This window comes from Arcobacter acticola, from assembly GCF_013177675.1.
Lineage (GTDB): Bacteria > Campylobacterota > Campylobacteria > Campylobacterales > Arcobacteraceae > Aliarcobacter > Aliarcobacter acticola.
In genome coordinates, this window is record NZ_CP042652.1 from 2105209 (window position 1) to 2129104 (window position 23896).

Sequence of the window (23896 nt, forward strand, 5' to 3'; positions counted from 1 at the left end):
TTATGCTACCTTTTTAAGAACAATATTTGCTAACTCATCTTGAGTTAATTTAATATTTTCTGAACTTAATAGCTCTTCAAGAACTTTAGCAACAACTTCTCTCTTAGCCTTTGATGTTTCAACTTTCATCATTTCATCTAAACTTTTATTTAAATGAGTAATATCTGAATCAACAGCAGTTGCAACTTTTTGTTTAACTGAATCTATATCAGCTTTTGCACCTTCAATTATATCAGCAGCAATTTTTTTTGCTTCTTCTAATTTTTTCTGTGCATCTGAAACTTTATCTTTAGAAGCTTTTAAAGTATCTTGTACTTTATCAAGCTCACCTTGAATAGATAAAGTTCTATCAGCAAAAAATGCTTTAATTTTATCAGCAAGTAAATACCATAAAATTCCAGCAAATATTATAAAGTTAACGGTTCTTTGTACTATATCAGTTTCTACCGCACCTTCGTTTGCAAGTAATGCAACAGGAGCTAAAGCCAATCCGAGTAATAATATTCTTTTCATTTTCTATTCCCCTTAAATTGAGCTAAGCTTAGCTTTTAGGCTCTCATTAAATTGAGGCATAGAAGATACTAAAGAATCTCTTAGAGCTTTAGTCTCGTCTTGTAAGTTCTTTGCAAATTCCGCAGACTTTGCTTCTAAATCAGATTTAGCACTTGCAAGTTTTGCATCAGCACTATCCTTTGCTTCCTTATAAGCTTGTTCTCTAATTGCAGCTGCTTCCTTTTTAGCTTTTGAAATGATATCATTTGCTTCCGCTAACAAACCATCTACATCAGCACCGTTTGATTTCGCATCTTCTAAATCTCTTTTTATAGAAGCTGTTCTATCATCCATGTGCTTTAGTAAAGGCTTGAAAAGACAACTGTTTAGTCTAGCAACAACCAAAAGAAAGATGATACCAGAGCTAAGCAATAATACAGGACTTATGTCTAACATTCATTCCTCCATATTTTTTACAGTTTAGTTTAACTAAAACTTGATTATTTTAGCAAAACTAACTATAAAATTATATTAAAAGAAAAAATTAGATTGTAATTTTTTAGATTTTGTTACTATTGTAAATTAAAATATGAAGATATTTTCTCAATATCATCTTGTGAGTTAAATTCAATTTTAAAGTAATTCTTTTCAACTTTTACTTTTAAATCGTTTTCTTGAAGTTTATTCATTAAATTTTTTAATGGATTAATATCATAAGTGTTTGATTCTTTCTTTTTCTTAGGTTTATCACTATTTTTTTCTTTTAAATCTTTAACTAATTTTTCTGTTTCCCTAACTGAAAGTTTTTGTCCAATAATTGAATCACATACCATTTTTTGTTCATCAACACTAAGACCTATCATAACTTTTGCATGACCTGCACTAATTTTGTCCGTTGCTAAAAATTGTTGTACATATGAGCTTAATTGTAACAATCTTAATGTGTTAGTTATAGAAGTTCTACTTTTAAATACTTTTCTTGATAATTCTTCATGGGTAATATTATGTTCATTTAGTAACTGTGCGTAACAATATGCTAATTCTATTATATTTAAATCATCTCTTTGAATATTTTCAATTAAAGCTAATTCTCTTAATTTAAATTCATCGGCATCGATTATAATAGCTTTGATTTTATCAATTTTTGCAAGTTTATGAGCTCTTAATCTTCTCTCCCCTGCAACTAAAGTATAAGTATTATTATCATTTTCTATAACAACAATAGGTTGTAACAACCCATGCTCTTTAATTGATTCACTTAAATCATTTAATTTTTCTTCATCAAATATTTTTCTTGGTTGATTTGGATTAGCTTTAATAGATGCAACATCTATTTTATTTACACCTGATTTGTTGTTTCTAGTTGAACTCTCATATGCTGATTCAACTTCTCCTAATAATTCTCCTAATCCTCTACCTAATGCCATATTCTTTCCTATTGATAAAAATTAACCTGCAATTGCTCTTGCTAAATTTGTATATGCTTTTGTACCACTTGAGTTTGTATCATATAACATAATTGGTTTCCCAAAACTAGGGCTTTCTGCTAATTTAACATTTCTTGGAATCACCACATATGAATCATCATCAATTTTAAATAGTTTATTTTCAAAATGTTGTGCTAAATCTGCAAATACTTGTTTTGACAAGTTATTTTGAGAACTGTACATTGTTGGTAAAAAACCTCTAATTTGTAAACCTTGGTTAATAGTTTGTTTTACTAATTTTATAGTGTTCAATAACTGTGCAAGACCTTCTAATGCAAAAAACTCACACTGAATTGGGATAAGAACAGATGTTGATGCACTTAAAGTATTTATTGTAATTGGTCCAAGTGCTGGAGGTGAATCGATAATTATATAATCAAAATCTTTTTTTACTGGATCAATTTTTCTTTTTAATACTAATTCTCTTTCTTTTGTATTTTTATAAAATTCTTTTTCAATTCCTACAAGACCAATATTTGAAGGAGCTACTTTTAAATTTTCTATTTCAGAATCTAAGATAATTTCACTTAATTCTTTTGTCCCTAACATTACATGATAAATATTGTATTCATAAGTATCCCTATGAAATCCTAATGAAGTTGTAGCATTTGCTTGAGGATCAGCATCAATTAATAATACTCTTTTTCCTTCTAATGCAAGTGCTGCACTTAAGTTTACAGCAGTAGTAGTTTTACCTACTCCACCTTTTTGATTAGCTATTGAAATAATTTCTGTCATCTTAAACTAAATACCTTTTTATTGTTTACTTGTATTGAACCATCTTCATTTAATATCGCATTTTCGAGGGAAACTTTTTGATCATCTATGGTTGTTTGGAACTTTTTGCTATGTTGAAATTCTATCCTAAAGTCACTAAATATTTGCTTCCATAAAATCTTTTCCCCTAAGAGTTTAAAATAACTTTCCAGTACATTATTTACATCAATTTTAATATCTAATTTACCAAAAGCCTCATCTACAGCTAATAAATTTAATCCAATTCCACAATATATCAAATCTTTAGATACTGTAGTAATTGTACCTCCGATTTTTTTATTGTCAATATAAAAATCATTTGGCCATTTTAACCAAATCTTTGAGCCTAAGTCTTTTAATATTTTTTTTAGTATAAAAGATACATAAATAGAGACACTTTGTAATGGTAAATCACTAGGTAAAAACTCTTTTTTAATTACAAAAGAGAAAAATAAATTGCCTTTTTTCCCACTCCAAGAGTTTCCCCTACTTCCTAAACCATTTGTTTGATAATCTGTAAAAATACATAATGATTCTTCAAATCCATTTTTTAATATGTACTCTTTTAGATATGTATGTGTTGAGTTAACTTGTTCTAATCTTATAATTTTCATTTTTTGATTATACATAATATAAATAGAAGATTTTATTAAATATAATCTTTGTAAAAAAGGTTAATATGCTAGATCCTATTTTACCAATTGCAATTTATTTATTGTTGGGATATTTATTTAAAATAGTATTCCATGATAATTCAAAACAACTAATTGAATTTATTATATATTTTTCTCTTCCTGCTATTGTATTTTCTAAAATCTATCCATTAATTCTAGATCAGAAAATTTTCGGATTAATTCTTATGTTTATTTGTTTTATTTTATTAAATTTAATGCTTGCATATTTTATTGGTAGAATGATGAAATTAAACAAGTTGCTACTTGCTACTTTTATGATTATGGCAACTTTTGGGAATACCTCATTTATTGGTTTTTCATATATAGATGCATTTTATGGACAAGATTATATTGTTTATGGTTTGATTTATGATTTATTTGGTTCTTTTTTACTTTTAGTTTCAATTGGTATGTTTATCATCACTTGGGGAAGCGGAAGAAAAAATGATACTAAATCAATTTTTAAAAGCATTTTCTTATTTCCGCCTACTTTAATGTTTTTTGTAACTGTAATTGCAAAAAACTTTGAAGTTCCAAATTTTTTAATTTTAACATCACAAACACTTGGGTCTACACTTGTTCCTATTGCTATGATTGCAATTGGAATGAAACTTGAATTAAAACATATTTTTGTAAAGTTCCATATTGTTTCAATGGCTATGATTTTAAAAATGCTTGTTGTTCCAATTATTGTACTTATTGGGTTTAAATTTTTCTATGGTATTGATCAAACATGGGTTAAAGTAACAATTATCGAAGTTGCGATGCCTCCAATGACTATGGCTACAGTTTTAGCAATAAAAGGTGGATTAGATGAAAAAGTGGCTATTAATTCACTTGTATTAGGAGTATTACTAAGTTTATTTACAATTACAATGTATACCACATATTTAGGGTAAATTTTTTACTCTAATATGATTGTAAATTGCTCTCCTTTATAATCTTTTCCTTTATATGAGAACTCAACATTATCAAATGTAATAACACCATTTGTATGTTTTTCTATTATAATTTTTGTCATATAAAGACCTGATTTAGAGTTGTTATTTATCTTTTCTAGGTGTAAATTTTCATTAATAATATTCTTATTATTATCAAGTATTTTTTCACCTGAATTATTTTTGATAACTATATATTTTTTACCATCTTTTTGGAATAAGTCAATAAATATATATCTATTTTTATCTAAACTAACTTTTTGAATTAAACTATCTTTTATACTTACTAATAAATTTAATAATGCTTGTGTAAATTCATTTCTTAATCCATACATAGAAATAGAGATATCTAAATCTAAAATAAGTACTATGTTATTTTCATCAAATGTTACTTTTGCCAATTCTAAGCTTTTATAAATACTACTATTAATAAAAAAAGTTTCTTTTATTGTTTCAATATTATAAAAAGTTTCAAAATCGTCTATTGTTCCAGATAACTTATTCGTAATATCAAGCATTCGATCTAATTTAATTATAAATTCTGGAGAGTTAATATTCTCATATTCAACATCTAATTTTAATGAACTAGCATAAGCAGAAATTACGCCTAATGGCTCTTTCCATTCGTGTGCAATATTTCCTATAAGTTCGCCCATTGAAGACATCTTTGATTGATGAAAGATTATTGATGATTTATATTTATTATCTAAAACTTCTCTTTCTATTTTCTTTTCTAATCTTTTATTTGCGTTCTCTAATTCTTCATTTAATCTTTGAAGTTTAACAACATCGTTTTGAGCTTTTGAAATTGATAATGCAATAAAAGAACTAAACATTGATAAAGAATTTTTATCTTTTTCATTAAAATTTATATAATTGTCATTATCTTTTTTATTTAATAATTGAACAACACCTAAAACTTCATCTCGTATAGGATGAATTAAAGGAATTGTAATTATAGAGTGAGTTTTGTAATTTAATTTTTCATCAAATTCTTTAGTACCAGAATATTCATACTCTTTTGTATCATAAATATCATCAATCATTATAATTTTTTTTGTTTTAAAAGAATCAACAGCAAGGAATTTATTTTCAATAAATAAAGGGAGTTTAGAATCTTTTATCGTATAAAAAAGTTTATATATATCTTCATAAGATAATTTATCATTTTGGAAAACATGAAATTTTAGATATTCATCTTCTTTTATATAAATAGTTCCTGCTTCTGCATTTATTAATTCACGAGTGTATTTGAGTATCTCATGTAATAATACATCTAAGTCATTTATATTGAATAAGTTTATATCATAAATATGTCTTAATTCTAAATCTTTCATGAGTAAATTACTTTGTGTTAATTTTGAATTATTATAGCACTTAAATTATTATATTTCCAACTTCAAGTCTTTGACCTCTTACAAAATCAACAGAACTAATAGCTTTTTTAGATGGAGCTTGCAGAGTTTTTATCTTTAAGCTTCCTTTTTCACAAGCTACTAAAATATAATCTTTTTTTATTTCTAAAATTTCACCAGGATTATTAATCGATATTTCTTCATTTAGTTCAATATCTTTTAATTTTAATTCAGAAGATAGAAAAATTCCTGGCCAATAAGAATAGGCTTTATATTTTAAAATCAATCTTTTTGCATCTAAAAAATCAACTAAACCATCTTCTTTCTTTATTTTTTTACAAAAAGAAACTTCTGCTTCATTTTGTTTTAATGGTTTAATATTCTCAAAATTATCTAAAGTAGTAATCGTAAGTTTTGCAGCAATTTGAGAAAGTTCTTCAAATGCAGCAGATACTTCCATAGTAGGAGTTACTTTTAAATATTGAAAAGCTAAAATATCTCCACTATCAAGTCCCTCTTCCATTAACATAGATGTTACTCCTGTATATGAATCGTCATTTAACAATGACTCTTGAATAGGACTTGCACCTCTATATTTTGGAAGTAATGAAGCATGTAAATTTATACAAGGAGCAATATCAAGTATTTCTTTTGGCAAGATTTGACCATAGGCTGCAACTATTATAAAATCAGGATTTAAATTCTTTATTTGAGTAGTAGCTTCTTCATTTCCTCTTAATTTTAAAGGCTGAAAGATAGGTATATTTAAATTTAAATCTAAACAATACTGTTTAATATGAGGGGCAGTTAATATTTGTTTTCTGCCAACAGGTTTATCAGGCTGAGTAAATAATCCTATAATTTCATAATTACTTTGCAACAACTCGCTAAAAATAGTTGTTGCATAATCAGGAGTTCCCATAAATAAAATTCTTTTACTCATTTGTTTATCCTTTTATTTCTTTGCTTTAAAAATTGTTCCACTTTTATGATTTCCATCAACTAAAAAATCATAAGCATTTGTTAAATCAAAACCTGAAGTTAAATACATTGGAATATCATTTTTCATTAAAAAATCAGCAGCTTTTAGTTTTGTAACAATTCCACCTGTTGCAAATTCTGAATTTGCGGTATGTGTCATTTGTAATTCGCTAGGATCAATAAATGATACTTCTTTTTGCAAAACAGCATCGTCAAATTCCCTTGGGTTTTTATTATAATATCCATCAATATCTGATAATATTGCCAGCATATCTGCTTTAAAATGAAATGCCACATGAGCTGCTAATTGGTCATTATCACCAAATAATAGTTCATAATTAGCAATTACATCATTTTCATTTATAATTGGAAGAATCTTATTTTCTAAAAGAATTTCCATTACGTCTTGAGCATTTTTAGTTCTTTTTCTTGAATCAAAATCATCTGCAATAAAAAGCATTTGAGCACAACTAATGTTATGCTCTTTAAATCTTTTTTTATAATGTTTTAACAATAAAGGTTGCCCAATAGCTGCAAGTGCTTGTTTATTTGCAATAATTTTTTTATCTAGTTTCAAAGTAGTATACCCAGCACCAACAGCACCTGATGATACTAAAATTACTTCAAGTTTTTTTTCATTTTTTAATTTAGCTATTAAATCAACTAGATTTTCCATTCTTTCAATGGCTAGTTGACCGTCTTGTGTTAAAACGGCTGTTCCTACTTTAATAACTAATCTTTTCATTTATCTTGTTCCAATAAATTATATAATGCAAATCCAAGTGCTTTGATATTAAATTTTGTTAAAGATGAAATTGGTAAAACAAAATATGGTTTTGTATCATCAAATCGTGAATAAATTAAATCTTGAACATAATATGGATATTCTGTTTCAAATTTGAATTCATTAGATTTAGTAATTTCTAATCCAATATCTTTAATGAAATTTTCTATATCACCATCTAAATCTTCACCCATATATCCATCAACTTTACTTAATACTATTGCATAGTTTCTAGTTGATAATTCACTTGAGAATTTAGCAACTTCTTCTTTTAGAACATTGTATTGATCAATCATTGTTCTATAATTTGCAACATCAATAACAAATAAAAGAGTTTTTGTTCTTTCAATATGTTTTAAAAACTCTAATCCTAAACCTCTTCCTTCACTTGCACCGTCGATTATTCCTGGAATATCTGCCATTACAAATGAATTATAATCTCCAACTGTAACTACACCTAATTTTGGTGTTAATGTTGTAAATTCATAGTTTGCAATTTCAGGAGTTGCATTTGACGTAACTGAAATTAAAGTTGATTTTCCAACATTTGGATATCCAACAAGTCCAACATCTGCAATTAGTTTTAATTCTAATCTAATTTTTCGCACTTGACCTGGAAGTCCTGGTTGGAAATATGTAGGTCTTTGATTTCTAGAGTTTTTAAAGTGAGTATTACCTAATCCTCCTTTTCCACCTTCTAAAAATAAAACCTTTTCTCCAAGTTCTAATAGGTCAAAGATTACTTCATTTGTTTCATCATCAATAACTTGAGTTCCTGGAGGAACAATTAAAACTAATGCTTCTCCTGACTTTCCAGTCATTCTTCCACCTAAACCTTGTGCTCCATTATCAGCTTTGAAGAATTTTCTTCCTTTATAGTTTGATAATGTATCAGTGTTATTGTCCACTAAGAAGTAAACATCTCCACCTTTTCCACCATCTCCACCATCTGGTCCACCTTTAACAACAAACTTTTCTCGTCTAAATGCTGCACATCCCTGTCCACCTTTTCCAGATGTAACTGAAAATCTAGCGCTATCTATAAACATAATAAAACCCTTTTAATAATTAATTAAAAACTAAAAGCAAAATTATTATTTTCACTGTTAACTTTTAATTAGCTACATTAATTTTTAAATAAAAAAAGGGTGTAGGCAAAAGCCATACACCCTTTAAAGAAATCAATTTTATCCAGAATTACGAAGCGTAAACTGAAACTTTTTTTCTTTTTTTATCTTTAATTTCAAATTTAACAACACCATCAATTAAAGAATAAATTGTATGATCTTTACCCATACCAACATTTTGACCTAAATGTACTTTTGTACCTCTTTGTCTAATTATGATGTTACCAGCTCTTACTACTTCACCACCATACTTTTTAACACCAAGTCTTCTACCAGCTGAATCTCTATTATTCTGTGTACTACCCTGACCTTTTTTGTGAGCCATAGTTCTTCTCCTTAACTTTTGTTATGCTTATGCAGCGATTTTTGTAATTCTAATTTTAGTGAAGCTTTTTCTAAAACCTCTTTTTAACTTAGAATCTTTTCTTCTTCTTTTTTTGTAAATGATTACTTTTTTAGCTCTATTTACACCTGTTCCATCTAATACTACAACTGCTTCAACTTTTGCGTTTGCAACAGCATCACCAGTTTTTAATTCACCATTGTTTACAGCTAAAACATCAGTAATTTCTAAAGTTTCTTTAGCAGTTTGACCTGTATAATCAACATCTAAGATATCACCCTCAGATACTTTATACTGTTTTCCACCACACTTGATAATTGCGTACATCTTTACATCCTCTAATTCAATTCTATATGCTAAGTAGTTGATATATTCTCATATAACTCTATTTTTCGAACCGGAATAGTATCTTATTTTAGTTTAAACTTTCTTTAAGGCCAATAGTTTTTATCTATAATCGTTAGCTAATGCGATTGCTTCAACCATAATCATAGAATTTTTTGGCAGACCTTTTACTGAAACAGTACTTCTTGCTGGTTTATGATCTCCAAAAGCTTCTGCAAATAATACATTAACAATACCAAAATCTTCGATATTTTCTAAATACACAGATACTTTTACTACTTTTTCCATTCCGCTTTCTGCATCTTCCAATAATGTTCGTAAATTAGACAATACTTGTCTAGTTTGAACTTTAATATCCCTTTCAACCATTGTTCCATCTAATGTTACTGGAACCTGTGCAGATGTATAAATCATCCCATTTACCTTTACAGCAGGAGAGTAAGGTCCTATTGCTTGAGGTAAATTATCACTTGCAATAAATTTCATGCATAATCCTTAAGTTTATATAGCTGATGGAATTTTACATAAATTAAACTGCTAATTAAATAAATTATAAAAATTAATTATAAATTATAACTTACAAGTTTACCTTGCTTCAACTGATAGATATTATCTTTGATTTTTCTAATCAAATTTGCTTTTTGTCTAAAATCTAACTCTTTATCATAAGAAATTGCTGTTAATTTATTTGCATAGAACTTATATAATAAAGTAAGTAATTCTTGATTTAATCTTTCATCATCATAGTTTTCAAGTTTTTCATTTAAAACTATAGAATTTAATGATATGTTATTTATATCTGTTAAAACTAATTCAAATTCGTTTTTATGGGCTTCAAACATTGAAGCATCTACTATATCTAAAACAGCATCCAATCTTTGAGGTTTTTCTAAAATAGATTTAATAATACACAACTCTGCAATATCAATTTTAGATAAGCTTGGAGTGAAAGCTCTTTGTTTATTTGAACTTATTTGTATTAAATTTTCTCTAATATTTAATTTTTGAGCTAAATATCTTTTATACTCATCTTGATAAATTAATCCTAGAGATTTCAAATACTCATTTGATTCAATTAAAGCTTTTTGTTTTTGATTTGCATCATTTATATCATATTTTGAAATAATGTAATCAATAGCATAAGGAGTAAAGGAAATCGGATTTGCAAAAATTTCATTTAATTCTTCTACTTTATTTTTATTAACCATATCAGCAGGATCCATACCATCTGCAAAAATTATAACACCACCTTCAAATTCACTTTGAGATAACATTACAGATGCTTTAAAAGCAGCTGCTAATCCTGCTTTATCACCATCATAGGCTAATATTACTTTTGGTTCACCTCGTCTTAGAAGTGGCAAATGATCAGCTGTAAGGGCAGTTCCAAGAGTTGCTACTGCTGTATTAAAACCTGCTTGATGAAGCATAATAACATCTAAATAACCTTCACAAACTATTATTTGATTTTTTTTATAAATATACTCTTTGGCTATTTGATATCCATATAAAAGTTTTGATTTATTAAAAAGTTTTGTTTGGGGTGAATTTACATATTTTGCATTATGTCCAGTGATTGTTCTACCGCCAAAGCCTACAAGTTTACCACTTATAGAATAAATTGGAAAAGTAATTCTTTCAATGAATCTTGAATATAATCCATTTGTTCCTGTATCAATAATCCCTAAATCAATTGCATCTGTTAAATTATAATGATTTGATTTTAAAAAGTTTATTGTATCAGCAGAAATAGGAGCATACCCTATTTCAAATTTTTCAACAGAAAAATCTGAGATTCCTCTTTGATGAATATAATCTTTTACCGCAGGATTTGAAACAAAAAGTTTTTGGTAAAATTTATTAACTTCTTCAATTACTCTTGTATCTTGTTTTTTTTCAGAACTATTTTCTTCATATTCTAAAATAAAATTATTCATAGAAGCTAATTTTTCTATTGTTTCTGGATATGTTAATTTTTCATATTCCATAACAAACTTTATAGAATCACCACCTACTCCACATCCAAAACAATGATATATTTGCTTAGCAGGACTTACAACAAAAGAAGGTGTTGTCTCTCCATGGAAAGGACAACAAGCCTTAAAATTAGCTCCTGATTTTTTTAATTCTATATATTGTGAAATAATATCAACAACATCAAGATTATTTTTAAGATTTTCAATGGATTCTTTTTTTATCATATTTGGATTATACTCTTTTATTATTTTATATGAACTTTTATGTTAAGATTTATCAACTTATAAGATATAAACATGAAGGTTTTACTTGGGTAATATTGCTTTAGGATATAGAGATCCACTTTTTGGAATTATACTAATTGTTGCACTAATTTTTTTGATATCATTTTTCACATATTATTATAGTATTTATAAAGAAAAAATTGCTAGAAAAGATTATAGAAAATTATCTAAAAGGTTCGAACTTGGTAAATTAAAAGAAGAAGATTATGTTCATTTATATAAAACATATAATCTACCTTTTGATTCTATCCTACTTTTAGCTTCATCTTTTTTGCACAAAGGTGATCACAATAAAGCTATCTCTGTTTATCTTACTTTACTTGAGCATGTAAAAGATCGAGTAAAAAAAGAAGAATTACTTGAACTTTTAGGAACTACCTATTTCAAAGGTGGATTTTTACAAAGATCAAAAGAGATATTTTTAAGAATTTTAAAATTTTCTCCAAGAAATAAAAATGCCTTATTACATCTTTTACTTGTAAATGAAAAACTAAAAGACTTTAAAAAAGCAAAAGAGATTACACTATGTTTAGAAGAACTAGACAAAGATATGAGTACAGATAAAATCTACTTAGATTCTTTACTCATATTAAATGACTCTGTTTTATCATATGAAAGACGAACTGAACTTTTATATGACATTTTTAAAGAAAATAAAATCATTGAAAGAATTTTTGCAACATTTTTAATTCAATTTAATAAAGCATTTTTATGGGAACATATCTCTGAATTTGATTGTTCTAAATTTATTGATGTTATGTGGTATATGCCTCTTAATGATATTAATTTAGAAAAAGCAATTGAAAATGATTTTTTAGCTGAACTTTATAATGCTAAAGGTTACTTAAATAATTTGAAACATAGTAAAAATTTTGACTTTGATATTTTAATTTTAATAAATCAACATGAACATAAAATTAATGCTACTTTAGATTTTGAATATATATGTTCATCATGTAAACATTCTTTTCCTATTTTTGATACAAGATGCCCACATTGCCATCAAATTCTAACATTTAATGTTAAACATCACTTAACAAAAGCACTTTTTGATACAAATCAATCATTACAATAGATAATTTTTCTTCTTAAAAGCTATTATCAATTAACTAATAATAAAAGATGTGATATACTTCTAAAAAATTTTACAGAAGGAAAGATATGAGTGATTATTCAAAACTAGAAAAGTGTTTGGATTATCAGTTTAAAAATAAAGATCTGATAATCGAAGCACTTACACACAAAAGTTATAAAAAACCTTACAATAACGAAAGACTAGAATTTCTAGGAGATGCTGTTTTAAATTTAATTGTTGGCGAGTTTTTATTTACTAAATTCAATAAATCAAATGAAGGTGAATTATCAAAAATAAGAGCCTCGCTTGTGAATGAAACTGGATTTACTAGACTTGCAAATGAGATAAAACTAGGTGATTATATTTATATTTCAACTGCAGAAGAAAGAAATAAAGGAAGAACAAAAGCTTCTATTTTATCAGATGCTTTTGAAGCTATTATGGGAGCTATTTATTTAGAAGCTGGTCTTGAAACATTAAAACCTATTATTTTAGATTTATTAGAAAGATCTTATGACAAAATAAATTTAGATGTTTTATTTAGTGATTATAAAACAGCACTGCAAGAAATAACACAAGCACAATTTGCTTCAATACCTGAATATAAAATAGAAGGTTCATATGGACCTGACCATAAAAAAGAGTTTGAAGTTTCAATTTGGATTGATGGCGAAAAATATGGAAGTGCAAATGGTAAAAGTAAAAAACTAGCTCAGCAAGCAGCAGCTAAAATCGCAATAGAAAAACTAAAAGGAGAGTAAATATGAATACATTTGGTCACAGATTTAGATTTACAACTTTTGGTGAGTCACATGGAAAAGCTCTTGGATGTATTGTTGATGGAGTTCCAGCTGGAATTAAAATTGATGAAGAATTTATTCAAAATGAAATGAATAGAAGAAAACCAGGGCAAAATAAATTTGCAACAGCAAGAAAAGAAGGTGATGTAGTAGAAATACTTTCAGGAGTATTTGAAGGAATTACTACAGGAACTCCTATATCTATGGTTATTTTTAATGAAAATCAAAAAAGTAGTGACTACTCAAATGTAAAAGACTTATTTAGGCCAGGTCATGCTGACTTTACTTACTTTAATAAATATGGAACAAGAGATTATAGAGGTGGAGGAAGATCAAGTGCTAGAGAAACAGCGTGCAGAGTTGCAGCTGGATCTATTGCAAAACTAATGCTTCTTGAGCTTGGAATAAAAGTTCAAAGTGGTATTTGTGAAATTGATGGAATAAAAGCAGAAAATTATGATTTCTCAAAAGTTAGTGAATCTGAAATTTTTGCTTTGGATAAAGAAGTAGAACAAGCACAAAAAAATGCTATTTTAGAAGCTAAAAACTCTCACAATAGTGTTGGAGGGGTTGCTTTAATAAATGTATCAAATGTTCCTATTGGTCTTGGTGAACCATTATATTTTAAACTTGATTCTCAAATAGCAAATGCAATGATGGGAATAAATGCAGTTAAAGCTGTAGAAATTGGTGATGGAATGCTATCATCAAAAGTAAAAGGTTATGACAATAATGACCAAATTAGAGCCAAGGGATTTAAAACAAATCATAGTGGTGGAATGTTAGGTGGAATTTCAAATGGTGATGATATAAATGTAAAAGTTTACTTTAAATCAACTCCATCAATTTTTATAGAACAAGAAACAGTTGATATTTATAATAATGAAGTTGAGTGTAAATTAAAAGGAAGACACGATCCTTGTGTTGCAGTTAGAGGAAGTGTTGTTGCTGAATCTATGATGGCTTTAGTTCTAGCCGATATGGCACTACTTAATATGTCTTCAAAAATGGAAAATGTTAAAAAAGTTTATAGCTAGTCTTTTATTAATTGTAAATCCTCAGAATATAGAACTTTTTGCAAGTAATCAAGATGAACAAAATCTTACAAAACTTGCAAAAGCCTACCCTACTTTTATAAAAACAACTTCAAATAATAAGCTAATTTTCACAGATAATGATCAAATGAAATATAGTGATTTCATAGAAAATAAAACATATGAAGAGATACTGAATAATCCATCATTAAAAGATCAAATGAGTATGAAGTATATAAAAATAGATGAAAATCTAAATTATATACCTTCCCAAAATGAAGATGCAGGAAGAATTAGATATGAGCCATTTTTCAAAAAAATGTATGGTTCAAATCCCAAAGAAATAAAAAAAAATCTTACAAAAATAATCTGGCTTCCAAAAAGCTCTAAGAAAACTCTTTTAGTTACTACAATAAATGACGTAGATAAAAAACTTAAAGCCATATCAGATGAATTAGAGCTATTGCCAAAGGAACTTAAATCATATGTTAATAATCCAGCAGGAGCAACTAATTACAGAAAAATTAGTAATACAAACAGATTAAGTGCCCATAGTTTTGGAATAGCAATTGATATAAATGTAAAAAATTCTGATTATTGGCAATGGCATAAGAAAAAGGATAATCTTAACTACAAAAATAAAATACCTTTAGAAATAGTAAGAATATTTGAAAAACATGGATTTATTTGGGGAGGCAGATGGTATCACTATGATACCATGCATTTTGAATATAGACCTGAATTATTGAATTAAAGAATCATTTAAACTTATTTGTATATAATTACATCACTAAGCAACTCTTTGGTCAAGGGTTGCTTTTTTTATGCCTATGTTTTACCTAATCCTATATGCTTCTATTAAATTAATTTAAATATTAAAAGCATAAAGACTGAAATAACTTCAACAATATTAAAATCTTATGGAGAGAAAATCAAGAAATAAGTATATAATGATTTTATCTCATTACTGCATTAAGCGCAATTTTAGCATTTGGCCATCTATTATTCACATTTAACATAACCATTAAAACATCTTTATTATTACTCTTAGCACGTGCAATTAAACAAGCACCCGCTTCATTTGTATAACCTGTTTTAATACCTATGATATAAGGTTCATGGGCTAATAGTTTATTACTAGAATGAACTACGTATCTAGATTTTGTATTAATCGCATTAAAAGCATATTTTTCAAGCTTAACAATAGAATTAAAAGTTTTATTTTTTATTGCATATTCTGTTAATTTTAGTAAGTCACTAGCAGTACTTGCATGATTTCCAATATCAAAACCACAAGGATTTGTAAAATTAGTATTTTTCATTCCTAATTTTTTTGCTTTTACATTCATCATAGAAACAAATTTTTGTTTATTTCCATTTCCTAAATAAATAGCAATTGAATTAGCAGCATCATTTGCTGATTTAATCATTGCGGCATGAACTAAATCTTTTAAGTAAAACTTTTCACCAACCTTGAAGTTTGAAATAGTTGGTTCTACTTTTTTCATTTCAGCAGTAATAGTTACAACATTATTCATCTTTCCACTTTCAATAGCAAGTATAGCTGTCATAATTTTTGTTAAACTAGCTGGTCTTAAAATTTGATTTTCATCTTTTGAAAAAATCAATTTTTTTTGCCCTAAATCTTTTACTATTATTGAATCAAAATCTTTTTGAATTTTTTGAAACACCTTTGTGTCACTAGTAAGTGCCAAAGCTGGCAAGATAAAAAGCATAAATACAAGAAAAATTCTCATCAGGTCACCATTTAAAAAGTTATTTATAATACAAGTAAAACCAAAGGTATTTGTAATACATAGATATATTATATCTAATTCATAAATTTTTTACCCTTAAATTTGTTATTTCAATTCATTTTTTAATTCTTCTAATCTTGCAATTCTATCTTCAGTTGTAGGATGTGTTCTAAATAAACTTCCTAAAGTTGATTTTAAACCAGAAAAAGGATTGATAATAAACATATGAGCAGTTTGTTCTGTTGCATTATGAATTTGATGTCCGCTTCTAGCATAATTTTCAAGTTTAACCAATGCACTTTGAAGACCTGCTGGATTTCCTGTCATTCGAGCAGCTCCTTCATCAGCCATATATTCACGGCTTCTGCTTACTGTCATTTGAATAATTGAAGCTGCTAATGACAATAATATAGCCATTGCAATCATCATAATTGGATTTGAACCTTGTCTATTATTATTTCCACCAAACATTGCTCCAAACTGCATCATATTAGCTATCATTGCTATAGCTCCTGCAAACACAGCAGCTATGGTTCCCACTAAAATATCATAATGTTTGATATGTGATAATTCATGGGCAATTACACCTTCAAGTTCTTTCTCATTTAACATTTCATATAAACCCATGGTAACAGCAACAGCTGCGTGTTGATGATTTCTTCCTGTTGCAAATGCATTTGGAGTATGATCAGGTATTAAATAAACTTTAGGCATAGGAAGTCCAGCTTTTTGAGTTAGTCTTTGTGTGATTTTATAAACTGGATGTCTTGAATCCTCAAGTGGTGTTGCATCATAATGTTTTAATACTTGTTGATCTGAGTAATAATATGCATAAAAATTCATACCACCCGCAAGTAAAAATGCTATTAGCATTCCTGAACTTCCACCAAATGAATAACCAATAAATACAAAAATAACTGTTAAAAATGTTAATAAAAATACTGTTTTTATTTGTTCCATAAAATTCTCCTAATTTTTCTAATACTAGCAAAAAAAAGTTAATAAAAATTAAACTAAATATTATTTAAAATCGATTCTTTTTTATATGGCACCTTTGCGCTTGGAGTATTTTTAGAAGTACTTTCTAAATGTACATCTTGATCATCAAAGAAAATATCAGCTCCAAAAGCTTTTACAACTTCATACTTATCAACACCACCTAAGAAAAATGCTTCATCAAGTCTAACATTCCATTGAGAAAGTGTTCTAATCACTCTTTCATGAGCAGGTGAGTTTCTAGCTGTTATAAGTGCTGTTCTTATTGGTGTTTGCTCTTGTGGATATTTTGCTTGGATATTTGATATAACACTTAATAACTGCGCAAATGGACCACTATTCATAGGATTTGTTGCATTTTGTTTTTCAAAGGCTAAAAAAGCTTCTAAGCCTTGTGTCTTATATACTATTTCTGACTCTTCTGAAAATAAAACAGCATCTCCATCAAAAGCAATTTTTACTTGATTTGTATACTCATCAGCTGATTCTTCATATGGTAAAATTCTAGCTGAGGCAATTCCTTCATTTATTGCATCTTGAACATCCTGTTCATTTGCTGATAAAAATAAATCAACTTTAAATGGTTTTAAATATTTAGAAATTTCACTTCCTCCACTCCAAGCAGATCGTTGAATATCTAAGTTATATTTTTCTATTGATTTTGTAATTCTTAAACTTGTTGCTGAATTATTCCTTGACATAATTATTACTTCAACTTGTTTATCATTTGGAAAATCATCGTTAATTTTTAAAAGATTTTTAACTAATCTAAAAGCAGTACCTTTTTTTAATTGTGAATCTTCATTTTCAATTTGATATTTATAATATTCATCAAGACCTTTTTCTTCAAAAATTTTATTTTCATCTTCTAGATTAAATAAAGCTCTTGAAGAGATTGCTATTACTAATTTTTTATTTAAATCATATCCCAAAATATTATCCTTTATTTTTTATATTATACAAAATCTAGCTATAAACTTACTATGGTACTAAATTTGAAAATTTGAAAATTTTTTTATAGAAAGAAAAGCCAAATTAATCTAAAATCAAATTATTATTTTTTAAATTAAGAGTCAAAATGAAAAAACTTTATATTGTAAGACATACACAAAAAGAAGAAGAATTTACTAAAGATGATTATGATAGAGATCTAAGCCCTGAAGGCTTAGAAAAAGCTAAGTTAATTGCAGAAAATTTTGCTAAAAAAAATATACCTATTGATTTAATTGTTGCAAGTCCTGCCATTAGAACAAAAAAAACTGCAGAGATATTTGCTGATGCACTAGATTATAAAAAATCTATTATGTATAATGAAGTTTTATATATGGCTTTTGTAAATGAGTTATTTGAAACTATCTCTTATACTTTTGATACTGTTGATTCTATGTTATTAGTGGGACATAATCCATCTTTAACAGCACTTGCAATTACACTAGTTGGATTTAAAGAAAAGTTTGAACAAGGAGCAATTATGCAGATTATTTTTGATTGTGATTCATGGATTGATATATCAGTAGAAAATGCAAAATTAGTTTCTTATGAGTTACCTAACATATAATAAAATCCTTTTGGATTTTATTATTTAGTCTAAGTTTTTATTTAAAAGAACTAGTGAAGCTAAAGATGTTAACTCTTTTATACTCTCTTTTGTAATTTCTGGATTATCACCTAAAACTAAAGAAAATATATCAGTGAAGTTTTGTCTAGCCCAAACTCTCAACTCATCACCTGTTAAGAATTTATCAGTACTTAGAATCTTTCCTTTTTTATTTGTAACTATAACTTTCGCAGTATCAGTTTTTTCAAAATTTCCTTTTACTCCATCATTATTTTTTATTTGATATGAAACATTTGCTTCATATAATTTACCTTTTACAACCGTTCCATTATCAACAATTTTTCGAGGAAATCCTGTCGCTTTAAAAAAACCATCCCATTGATCTGCAAATAAACTTGTCATACCAAAACTTATTATTAATAAAAAAAATAAAAAATATTTTTTCATTTATTATTACCCTCTGTAATTATTATATATATTATTTACCTAAGCAAAACTCACCAAACATAACATCTAACATTTGGTCATTTTCATAAGGTCTTGTAATTGCTGAAATGTGTTCTAACGCTTCACTTATATAATGGGCAAAAAATTCTAACTCTCCACTATTTAAAGGAGTTTTAGATAAATCTATATTATAAAGTGTATTTTCAACAGAACTTATTTGTCGTTTAGAAATCAATGTCATTTCATCACTATGTGTATTTGAATCTAAAATATTTTCAACTTTTTTAATTAATGGACTTATATCCTCTTTTGTTGAAAGTTCAATAAAATCTTTTATATTTGACTTATCAAAATAGTTTTCTAAATCAGATTTATTTAATACTTTTATAATCTCTTTATGAGAATTTTCATCTATTAACTCTATTATCTTTTTATCTTCATCATCACAAATTTTACTATTATCAAAAAGTGCAATTACAATATCTGCTTCATTTATAGCTTGAATTGATTTTTCAATTCCTATTTTTTCAATCACATCACTTGCATTTCTAATACCTGCTGTGTCTACTATTTTAATAATATGAGTTCCTATTTTCACAGATTCTTCAATAGTATCTCTAGTAGTTCCTGCTATATCAGAAATAATAGCTCTATCATAGTTTAGAAGCTTGTTTAAAAGCGAAGACTTACCAACATTTGGTTTTCCAATGATTGCTACTTTAAAGCCTTCAATCATTCCTTCTCGTCTTTTAGAAGCATCTAAAGTATTTGTTAATTTTACAATGATTTTTTCCATTTTACTTTTAATTTGCTCAAAAATATCACTTGGTAAATCATCTTCTGCATAATCAATTGAAACTTCTGTATAAGCTAACATGAAAAGTAAATCTTCTCTAATATCATTTACAAAAGTTGTAAGCTCACCTTTTAATTGACGTGCTAATAATTTAACAGCATCTTCACTTCTTGCTTCAATTATTTTAGCAATTGCTTCTGCTTTTGTTAAATCTATCTTATTATTAAAAAATGCTCTTTTTGAAAATTCACCAGGATTAGCAAGTCTAGCACCTTGTTTTAAAACTTCATCAACAATCATATTTGCTATTGCAAATCCACCATGACATTGAAACTCTATTACATCTTCACCTGTAAATGAAAAAGGAGCTTTAAAGTATAAAACTAAAGCCTCATCAATAAGATTTTTATTTGTATCATACAAATAAGAAAGTGTAGCAAGTCTTGGTTGAAAAGCGTTTTTTTGAGATATTTTTGAAGCAATTTCATGAGCCTTTGGCCCTGAAATTCTAACTATTGAGATAGACCCAATACCATTTGCTGTTGCTATTGCAACAATTGTAGCATCATCAAACAAGATTATACTTCTCTTGCTCTGTACTCATTTACAAGTACGTATTTATCACCTCTAACATTTGTTTTTACAGCAACATATTTGTCTGGGAATTCATCTCTTAATTTTTTTAGTGCAATATGAACTAAAATTCCATCAAGTGGTTTAGTTTTAAAAGTACCTTTTTCTTTGATAATTTCGATTATTGGTTCAAGATAAGTATAAATTGCTTCTTCTTGGTTTTTCAAAAATTGTGCAACTTCAAGTCTTAACATTAAACCATATTTTTCATTTATCCAGTTGAATAAGATATATGATAAGGCTTTGTATCTATATCCTTCTTTACCAATAAGTAAAGCTGAATCTTCACCTAAAAACTCTACGTATAAAGTTTCTTCATCATAAAACTCTACATTTATTTGATCAATTTTATAACAAGTGTCTTGAAATAATAAATTGATTCCAGCTTTTACTTCTTCTAAAATTTTTTCTTTATCTTTTTTAATGACAATTTTTGAAACTTCATTTTGAGAAGCTTCTTCATTGTAAAAATTATCAAAAATTTTATCTTTTGATTCAACTTTTGGAACTTTAATTAAAGGTTCTTTTTTTTCTTCTTTTCTTGAAAATTTTTCTTCTTCTGATTTATTTGAGTATTCAATTCTATCAGATACTTCTTCTATTCTAACATCTTTATTTTTGAAACTTTTAGTTTCTTGAACGTATTTCTTGCAGTTATCTTTGTAACATACTTCAATAATTGCATTTTTCTTTCCAAAACCAAGAAAGCCTTTACTTGGTTGTTGGATAACTTCAATTTCTAATTCTGTAATAGAACAGTTGAATTCTGCACTTGCTAATTCATATACTTTTTCTAAACAATCTGATTCAAACTTTTTCATAATAAGTTCCTAATTTTTTTCAGCTCTTTTTCTTTCGAATACACTATTGATATAGTATTGTTGCCCAATTGTAAACAAGTTATTTATAAACCAATATAAAGTAAGACCTGCTGGGAACCATAAGAAGAAGAATGTGAAAATAACCGGTAAGAACTGGAATATTTTCTTTTGCATTTCATCTTGCATAGTATTTGGTGTAATTTTTTGTTGAATATACATTGTTGCACCCATTAAAATAGGTAAAACAAAATACGGATCCATTTCTGCTAAATCGTGTATCCATAACATCCAAGGAGCACCTTTTAATTCAATTGCATTTAATAAAACTCTATAGATTGCAAAGAATACAGGAATTTGTAAAATTAATGGTAAACATCCACCCATTGGGTTTGCACCATGTTTTTTATAAAGTTCCATCATATGCATAGATTGTTTTTGTTTATCATCTTTATATTTAGCTTGAATTTCTTTCATTTTAGGAGCTAAATCTTTTAGTTTTTGCATAGAAACCATTCCTTTGAATGATAAAGGGAAAAGAACTAATTTAATTAAAATTGTCAAAATAACAATTGTCCAACCCCAGTTTCCAACATAACCTTGAATAAACTGTAATAATAAGAACATTGGTTTTGCAATAAATGTAAACCAACCATAATCAATTACATCAATTAATTCAGGATTTAAAGCATCTAAATCTCTATGATTTTTTGGTCCAACAAAACCTGAAAAAGTAATATTACTTCCACCATGAATAAAAGCTTGAGGATTTGATTCTGAATCTGGCATTAAAGAAATACTTAATGATTTCTCAAAATTATAAATAACTGTTGCATAATATCTATCAAAATTAGAGATAAATTTTACACCCGTAATATTTTCATTTTTATCTAAATCACCATCTTCGATAGTTTTTAAAGTATTGTCATTTAATTTTGATATAAATCCATGAACAGCATACATATCAGCTAAAACATTTGGTCTAAATCCATTTGTAATAAAAAATTGTTTATCATTTGTAGCGTTAACACTTAAGTCATAATGACCATCAGGATAAATAGTGAATTTTTTTGTTAAAACTGTTCCACTTAAAGTTTGAGTTAATACTAACTCTTGAGTACTTGTTGTTGCATCTACATTTGATAAACTAGCAACTGCTGGAACTTTAAATGCTTCAGTATTTAAATTTATATCTGCAAATCTAACTTCTAAAGGTCTTAATTGATTTGCTTCAAATAGTTTAATTTGACTTGCATTTTCATCTTTATATTTTTCTTCAAGTAATGTAACTTGAGCAATTCTACCTAAAGTATCTATTTCAATAATATTTTTTGCTGTTTTAATAACAGAAACAATTTGAGAACTAGCAATTGCTTTAGCAGATAAAGCATCAAGCGATTTTGACATATCAATTGGATTACCGTTAACATCTGTTGATACCATTTGCGTAGATGCATTTACATCAGGTGCTGCATTTTGTTTTTGCACTTGCTCTTGTTTTACAAGGGCTGCTTTAGCTTCTTGTTGCGGTTTTAAAACTAAAAACTCGTAAGCTATAAAAAATACAAAAACTACTAATGTCATTATTAACATTCGTTTTTGCATACCGTTATTTTGATTCATGTTGTTCATTCTTCTCTTTCCACTCCCGATTCTTTACTACTAAATACTTTCCATTTTTCAATGGGATATACCAATATTTTATTTTGATTTTTGAAAAATTGATATTTTGATTTGCTCTCAATCTTATGATAGGATAGTCAAATCCACCAGCAAAAAGTTGATTACATTTTAATATGCGTGTTATTGTAAAATAAATCGCCTTAAAAAAAGTATTGTTGTCCAATTGCCATAATGCATATTGGGAACAAGTTGGATAATATCTACACGATCCAAAAGCTAAAATAGTTAAATATCTTTGATAAAATCTTATCAAATATTTAAATATGGTTTTCATTTTAAAACTTCTAATCTCTTTAGTGCGAAATCAAAATCTTTTTTTAATTCTAAAAAATTTTTATCATGTAAGGTTACTTTTGCAACAAATATATAATTACCAATTACTAATTGTTGTTCATATGAAGCGAATAAAGCACGCATTCTTCTTCTTGCTTTATTTCTATATACTGCGTTCCCAACTTTTTTGGAAGTAACAAATGCAGCTTTTAATGTAGGATTAGAACTAAAAAAAGCGACAAAGCTGGTAGTATGCCATCTTTTGCCGCTTTTATATAGTCTATTAAAGTCTCTCGAACTATTAAGCCGATGTTCTTTATTTAAACAGCTAATTTATGTCTACCTTTAGCTCTTCTTCTGTTAATTACTCTTCTACCATTTTTTGTAGCCATTCTTACTCTGAACCCATGAGTTCTTTTTCTTGGAGTATTATGCGGTTGATATGTTCTTTTCATCTTAGATTTCCTCTATATTCACTAATTA

29 protein-coding genes are annotated in these 23896 nt (G+C 27.3%); 6 read left to right on the forward strand and 23 right to left on the reverse strand.

What is annotated here, in order from left to right; genetic code table 11:
- From AACT_RS10780 to AACT_RS10800, 5 genes are all read right to left on the reverse strand, one after another.
- A complete protein-coding gene (locus tag AACT_RS10780; RefSeq protein ID WP_172126814.1) occupies positions 1–513 on the reverse strand; it encodes a F0F1 ATP synthase subunit B in 513 nt (170 codons plus the stop codon).
- A gap of 12 nt (positions 514–525) precedes the next feature.
- Positions 526–948: a F0F1 ATP synthase subunit B family protein gene (locus AACT_RS10785; protein ID WP_172126816.1), complete on the reverse strand. Its 423-nt coding sequence runs from the start codon at positions 946–948 to the stop codon at positions 526–528.
- Positions 949–1064: 116 nt separating this feature from the next.
- Entirely contained in the window at positions 1065–1919 is an 855-nt protein-coding gene (locus AACT_RS10790) for a ParB/RepB/Spo0J family partition protein (protein WP_172126818.1), read from the reverse strand.
- 21 nt (positions 1920–1940) lie between these two features.
- Positions 1941–2717 carry a ParA family protein gene (locus AACT_RS10795; protein ID WP_172126820.1) on the reverse strand — a complete coding sequence of 259 codons (777 nt, stop codon included), beginning with the start codon at positions 2715–2717 and terminating at the stop codon, positions 1941–1943.
- Positions 2714–3349: a biotin--[acetyl-CoA-carboxylase] ligase gene (locus AACT_RS10800; RefSeq protein WP_172126822.1), complete on the reverse strand. Its 636-nt coding sequence runs from the start codon at positions 3347–3349 to the stop codon at positions 2714–2716. Before AACT_RS10800 ends, AACT_RS10795 begins: the two co-directional genes overlap by 4 nt.
- A gap of 65 nt (positions 3350–3414) precedes the next feature.
- On the opposite strand from AACT_RS10800, the gene AACT_RS10805 reads away from it, so the two are divergent.
- The gene (locus AACT_RS10805; RefSeq protein WP_172126824.1) at positions 3415–4308 is read left to right on the forward strand and encodes an AEC family transporter; all 894 of its coding nucleotides are present in this window, start codon (positions 3415–3417) and stop codon (positions 4306–4308) included.
- 5 nt (positions 4309–4313) lie between these two features.
- On the opposite strand, the gene AACT_RS10810 is transcribed toward AACT_RS10805, so the two are convergent.
- From AACT_RS10810 to dnaG, 8 genes are all read right to left on the reverse strand, one after another.
- A complete protein-coding gene (locus tag AACT_RS10810) occupies positions 4314–5684 on the reverse strand; it encodes a GAF domain-containing protein (protein WP_172126826.1) in 1371 nt (456 codons plus the stop codon).
- Positions 5685–5724: 40 nt separating this feature from the next.
- Complete coding sequence (fmt, locus tag AACT_RS10815) at positions 5725–6645, reverse strand: methionyl-tRNA formyltransferase (protein ID WP_172126828.1); 921 nt, start codon at positions 6643–6645, stop codon at positions 5725–5727.
- Between the two features lie 12 nt (positions 6646–6657).
- Positions 6658–7428, reverse strand: coding sequence for a glutamate 5-kinase (gene proB / locus AACT_RS10820; RefSeq protein WP_172126830.1), 771 nt, complete (start codon positions 7426–7428; stop codon positions 6658–6660).
- Entirely contained in the window at positions 7425–8516 is a 1092-nt protein-coding gene (gene obgE / locus AACT_RS10825) for a GTPase ObgE (protein ID WP_172126832.1), read from the reverse strand. The genes proB and obgE overlap by 4 nt, the downstream gene beginning before the upstream one ends.
- A 148-nt stretch (positions 8517–8664) precedes the next feature.
- Positions 8665–8919, reverse strand: coding sequence for a 50S ribosomal protein L27 (gene rpmA / locus AACT_RS10830; protein WP_118886868.1), 255 nt, complete (start codon positions 8917–8919; stop codon positions 8665–8667).
- A gap of 27 nt (positions 8920–8946) precedes the next feature.
- A complete protein-coding gene (gene rplU / locus AACT_RS10835; protein ID WP_172126834.1) occupies positions 8947–9264 on the reverse strand; it encodes a 50S ribosomal protein L21 in 318 nt (105 codons plus the stop codon).
- 120 nt (positions 9265–9384) lie between these two features.
- Positions 9385–9768 (reverse strand): Rid family detoxifying hydrolase, encoded by a 384-nt coding sequence (locus AACT_RS10840; RefSeq protein ID WP_172126836.1) that lies wholly within the window; start codon positions 9766–9768, stop codon positions 9385–9387.
- A gap of 77 nt (positions 9769–9845) precedes the next feature.
- The gene (gene dnaG, locus AACT_RS10845; protein ID WP_172126838.1) at positions 9846–11483 is read right to left on the reverse strand and encodes a DNA primase; all 1638 of its coding nucleotides are present in this window, start codon (positions 11481–11483) and stop codon (positions 9846–9848) included.
- 85 nt (positions 11484–11568) lie between these two features.
- Here dnaG and AACT_RS10850 point away from each other — a divergent pair, with 85 nt between their 5' ends.
- The 4 genes from AACT_RS10850 (at position 11569) to AACT_RS10865 (ending at position 15206) form a co-directional block, all read left to right on the forward strand.
- Positions 11569–12618 carry a tetratricopeptide repeat protein gene (locus AACT_RS10850; RefSeq protein ID WP_172126840.1) on the forward strand — a complete coding sequence of 350 codons (1050 nt, stop codon included), beginning with the start codon at positions 11569–11571 and terminating at the stop codon, positions 12616–12618.
- Positions 12619–12704: 86 nt separating this feature from the next.
- Positions 12705–13379, forward strand: coding sequence for a ribonuclease III (gene rnc / locus AACT_RS10855; protein ID WP_172126842.1), 675 nt, complete (start codon positions 12705–12707; stop codon positions 13377–13379).
- Positions 13380–13381: 2 nt separating this feature from the next.
- Complete coding sequence (gene aroC / locus AACT_RS10860; protein WP_172126844.1) at positions 13382–14455, forward strand: chorismate synthase; 1074 nt, start codon at positions 13382–13384, stop codon at positions 14453–14455.
- Complete coding sequence (locus AACT_RS10865; RefSeq protein ID WP_172126846.1) at positions 14433–15206, forward strand: M15 family metallopeptidase; 774 nt, start codon at positions 14433–14435, stop codon at positions 15204–15206. The genes aroC and AACT_RS10865 overlap by 23 nt, the downstream gene beginning before the upstream one ends.
- A gap of 202 nt (positions 15207–15408) precedes the next feature.
- Here AACT_RS10865 and AACT_RS10870 read toward each other — a convergent pair whose 3' ends face one another.
- From AACT_RS10870 to AACT_RS10880, 3 genes are all read right to left on the reverse strand, one after another.
- Positions 15409–16188: a D-alanyl-D-alanine carboxypeptidase family protein gene (locus AACT_RS10870; RefSeq protein WP_430385345.1), complete on the reverse strand. Its 780-nt coding sequence runs from the start codon at positions 16186–16188 to the stop codon at positions 15409–15411.
- Between the two features lie 126 nt (positions 16189–16314).
- Positions 16315–17169 carry a zinc metalloprotease HtpX gene (gene htpX / locus AACT_RS10875; RefSeq protein ID WP_172126850.1) on the reverse strand — a complete coding sequence of 285 codons (855 nt, stop codon included), beginning with the start codon at positions 17167–17169 and terminating at the stop codon, positions 16315–16317.
- Positions 17170–17222: 53 nt separating this feature from the next.
- Positions 17223–18137: a 5'-nucleotidase gene (locus tag AACT_RS10880; protein WP_172126852.1), complete on the reverse strand. Its 915-nt coding sequence runs from the start codon at positions 18135–18137 to the stop codon at positions 17223–17225.
- Between the two features lie 146 nt (positions 18138–18283).
- Here AACT_RS10880 and AACT_RS10885 point away from each other — a divergent pair, with 146 nt between their 5' ends.
- On the forward strand, positions 18284–18763 hold the full coding sequence (locus AACT_RS10885) for a SixA phosphatase family protein (protein ID WP_172126854.1): 480 nt from the start codon (positions 18284–18286) through the stop codon (positions 18761–18763).
- Between the two features lie 24 nt (positions 18764–18787).
- Here AACT_RS10885 and AACT_RS10890 read toward each other — a convergent pair whose 3' ends face one another.
- The 7 genes from AACT_RS10890 to rpmH are packed head-to-tail and all read right to left on the reverse strand — an operon-like array spanning position 18788 to position 23868.
- Positions 18788–19210, reverse strand: a complete 423-nt coding sequence (locus AACT_RS10890) for a hypothetical protein (RefSeq protein ID WP_172126856.1) — start codon at positions 19208–19210, stop codon at positions 18788–18790.
- Positions 19211–19241: 31 nt separating this feature from the next.
- Positions 19242–20582: a tRNA uridine-5-carboxymethylaminomethyl(34) synthesis GTPase MnmE gene (gene mnmE / locus AACT_RS10895; RefSeq protein ID WP_172126858.1), complete on the reverse strand. Its 1341-nt coding sequence runs from the start codon at positions 20580–20582 to the stop codon at positions 19242–19244.
- Positions 20583–20584: 2 nt separating this feature from the next.
- On the reverse strand, positions 20585–21460 hold the full coding sequence (locus AACT_RS10900; RefSeq protein ID WP_172126860.1) for a Jag N-terminal domain-containing protein: 876 nt from the start codon (positions 21458–21460) through the stop codon (positions 20585–20587).
- Between the two features lie 9 nt (positions 21461–21469).
- A complete protein-coding gene (yidC, locus tag AACT_RS10905; protein ID WP_430385346.1) occupies positions 21470–23080 on the reverse strand; it encodes a membrane protein insertase YidC in 1611 nt (536 codons plus the stop codon).
- The gene (gene yidD, locus AACT_RS10910) at positions 23067–23414 is read right to left on the reverse strand and encodes a membrane protein insertion efficiency factor YidD (RefSeq protein ID WP_172126864.1); all 348 of its coding nucleotides are present in this window, start codon (positions 23412–23414) and stop codon (positions 23067–23069) included. The genes yidC and yidD overlap by 14 nt, the downstream gene beginning before the upstream one ends.
- Entirely contained in the window at positions 23411–23746 is a 336-nt protein-coding gene (gene rnpA, locus AACT_RS10915) for a ribonuclease P protein component (protein WP_172128657.1), read from the reverse strand. The genes yidD and rnpA overlap by 4 nt, the downstream gene beginning before the upstream one ends.
- A complete protein-coding gene (gene rpmH / locus AACT_RS10920; RefSeq protein ID WP_108558405.1) occupies positions 23734–23868 on the reverse strand; it encodes a 50S ribosomal protein L34 in 135 nt (44 codons plus the stop codon). The genes rnpA and rpmH overlap by 13 nt, the downstream gene beginning before the upstream one ends.
- Positions 23869–23896 lie beyond the last annotated feature (28 nt).

Coding starts and splice junctions, on each gene's coding strand:
- yidC (WP_430385346.1), bottom strand. CDS start 23,080: ATGAATCAAAATAACGGTATGCAAAAACGAATGTTAATAATGACATTA.
- rpmH (WP_108558405.1), bottom strand. CDS start 23,868: ATGAAAAGAACATATCAACCGCATAATACTCCAAGAAAAAGAACTCAT.
- AACT_RS10780 (WP_172126814.1), bottom strand. CDS start 513: ATGAAAAGAATATTATTACTCGGATTGGCTTTAGCTCCTGTTGCATTA.
- proB (WP_172126830.1), bottom strand. CDS start 7,428: ATGAAAAGATTAGTTATTAAAGTAGGAACAGCCGTTTTAACACAAGAC.
- AACT_RS10790 (WP_172126818.1), bottom strand. CDS start 1,919: ATGGCATTAGGTAGAGGATTAGGAGAATTATTAGGAGAAGTTGAATCA.
- yidD (WP_172126864.1), bottom strand. CDS start 23,414: ATGAAAACCATATTTAAATATTTGATAAGATTTTATCAAAGATATTTA.
- AACT_RS10840 (WP_172126836.1), bottom strand. CDS start 9,768: ATGAAATTTATTGCAAGTGATAATTTACCTCAAGCAATAGGACCTTAC.
- AACT_RS10900 (WP_172126860.1), bottom strand. CDS start 21,460: ATGAAAAAGTTTGAATCAGATTGTTTAGAAAAAGTATATGAATTAGCA.
- AACT_RS10810 (WP_172126826.1), bottom strand. CDS start 5,684: ATGAAAGATTTAGAATTAAGACATATTTATGATATAAACTTATTCAAT.
- AACT_RS10805 (WP_172126824.1), top strand. CDS start 3,415: ATGCTAGATCCTATTTTACCAATTGCAATTTATTTATTGTTGGGATAT.
- rnc (WP_172126842.1), top strand. CDS start 12,705: ATGAGTGATTATTCAAAACTAGAAAAGTGTTTGGATTATCAGTTTAAA.
- AACT_RS10870 (WP_430385345.1), bottom strand. CDS start 16,188: ATGCTTTTTATCTTGCCAGCTTTGGCACTTACTAGTGACACAAAGGTG.
- htpX (WP_172126850.1), bottom strand. CDS start 17,169: ATGGAACAAATAAAAACAGTATTTTTATTAACATTTTTAACAGTTATT.
- fmt (WP_172126828.1), bottom strand. CDS start 6,645: ATGAGTAAAAGAATTTTATTTATGGGAACTCCTGATTATGCAACAACT.
- AACT_RS10890 (WP_172126856.1), bottom strand. CDS start 19,210: ATGAAAAAATATTTTTTATTTTTTTTATTAATAATAAGTTTTGGTATG.
- aroC (WP_172126844.1), top strand. CDS start 13,382: ATGAATACATTTGGTCACAGATTTAGATTTACAACTTTTGGTGAGTCA.
- obgE (WP_172126832.1), bottom strand. CDS start 8,516: ATGTTTATAGATAGCGCTAGATTTTCAGTTACATCTGGAAAAGGTGGA.
- AACT_RS10885 (WP_172126854.1), top strand. CDS start 18,284: ATGAAAAAACTTTATATTGTAAGACATACACAAAAAGAAGAAGAATTT.
- AACT_RS10800 (WP_172126822.1), bottom strand. CDS start 3,349: ATGAAAATTATAAGATTAGAACAAGTTAACTCAACACATACATATCTA.
- AACT_RS10785 (WP_172126816.1), bottom strand. CDS start 948: ATGTTAGACATAAGTCCTGTATTATTGCTTAGCTCTGGTATCATCTTT.
- dnaG (WP_172126838.1), bottom strand. CDS start 11,483: ATGATAAAAAAAGAATCCATTGAAAATCTTAAAAATAATCTTGATGTT.
- AACT_RS10865 (WP_172126846.1), top strand. CDS start 14,433: ATGTTAAAAAAGTTTATAGCTAGTCTTTTATTAATTGTAAATCCTCAG.
- rplU (WP_172126834.1), bottom strand. CDS start 9,264: ATGTACGCAATTATCAAGTGTGGTGGAAAACAGTATAAAGTATCTGAG.
- AACT_RS10795 (WP_172126820.1), bottom strand. CDS start 2,717: ATGACAGAAATTATTTCAATAGCTAATCAAAAAGGTGGAGTAGGTAAA.
- rpmA (WP_118886868.1), bottom strand. CDS start 8,919: ATGGCTCACAAAAAAGGTCAGGGTAGTACACAGAATAATAGAGATTCA.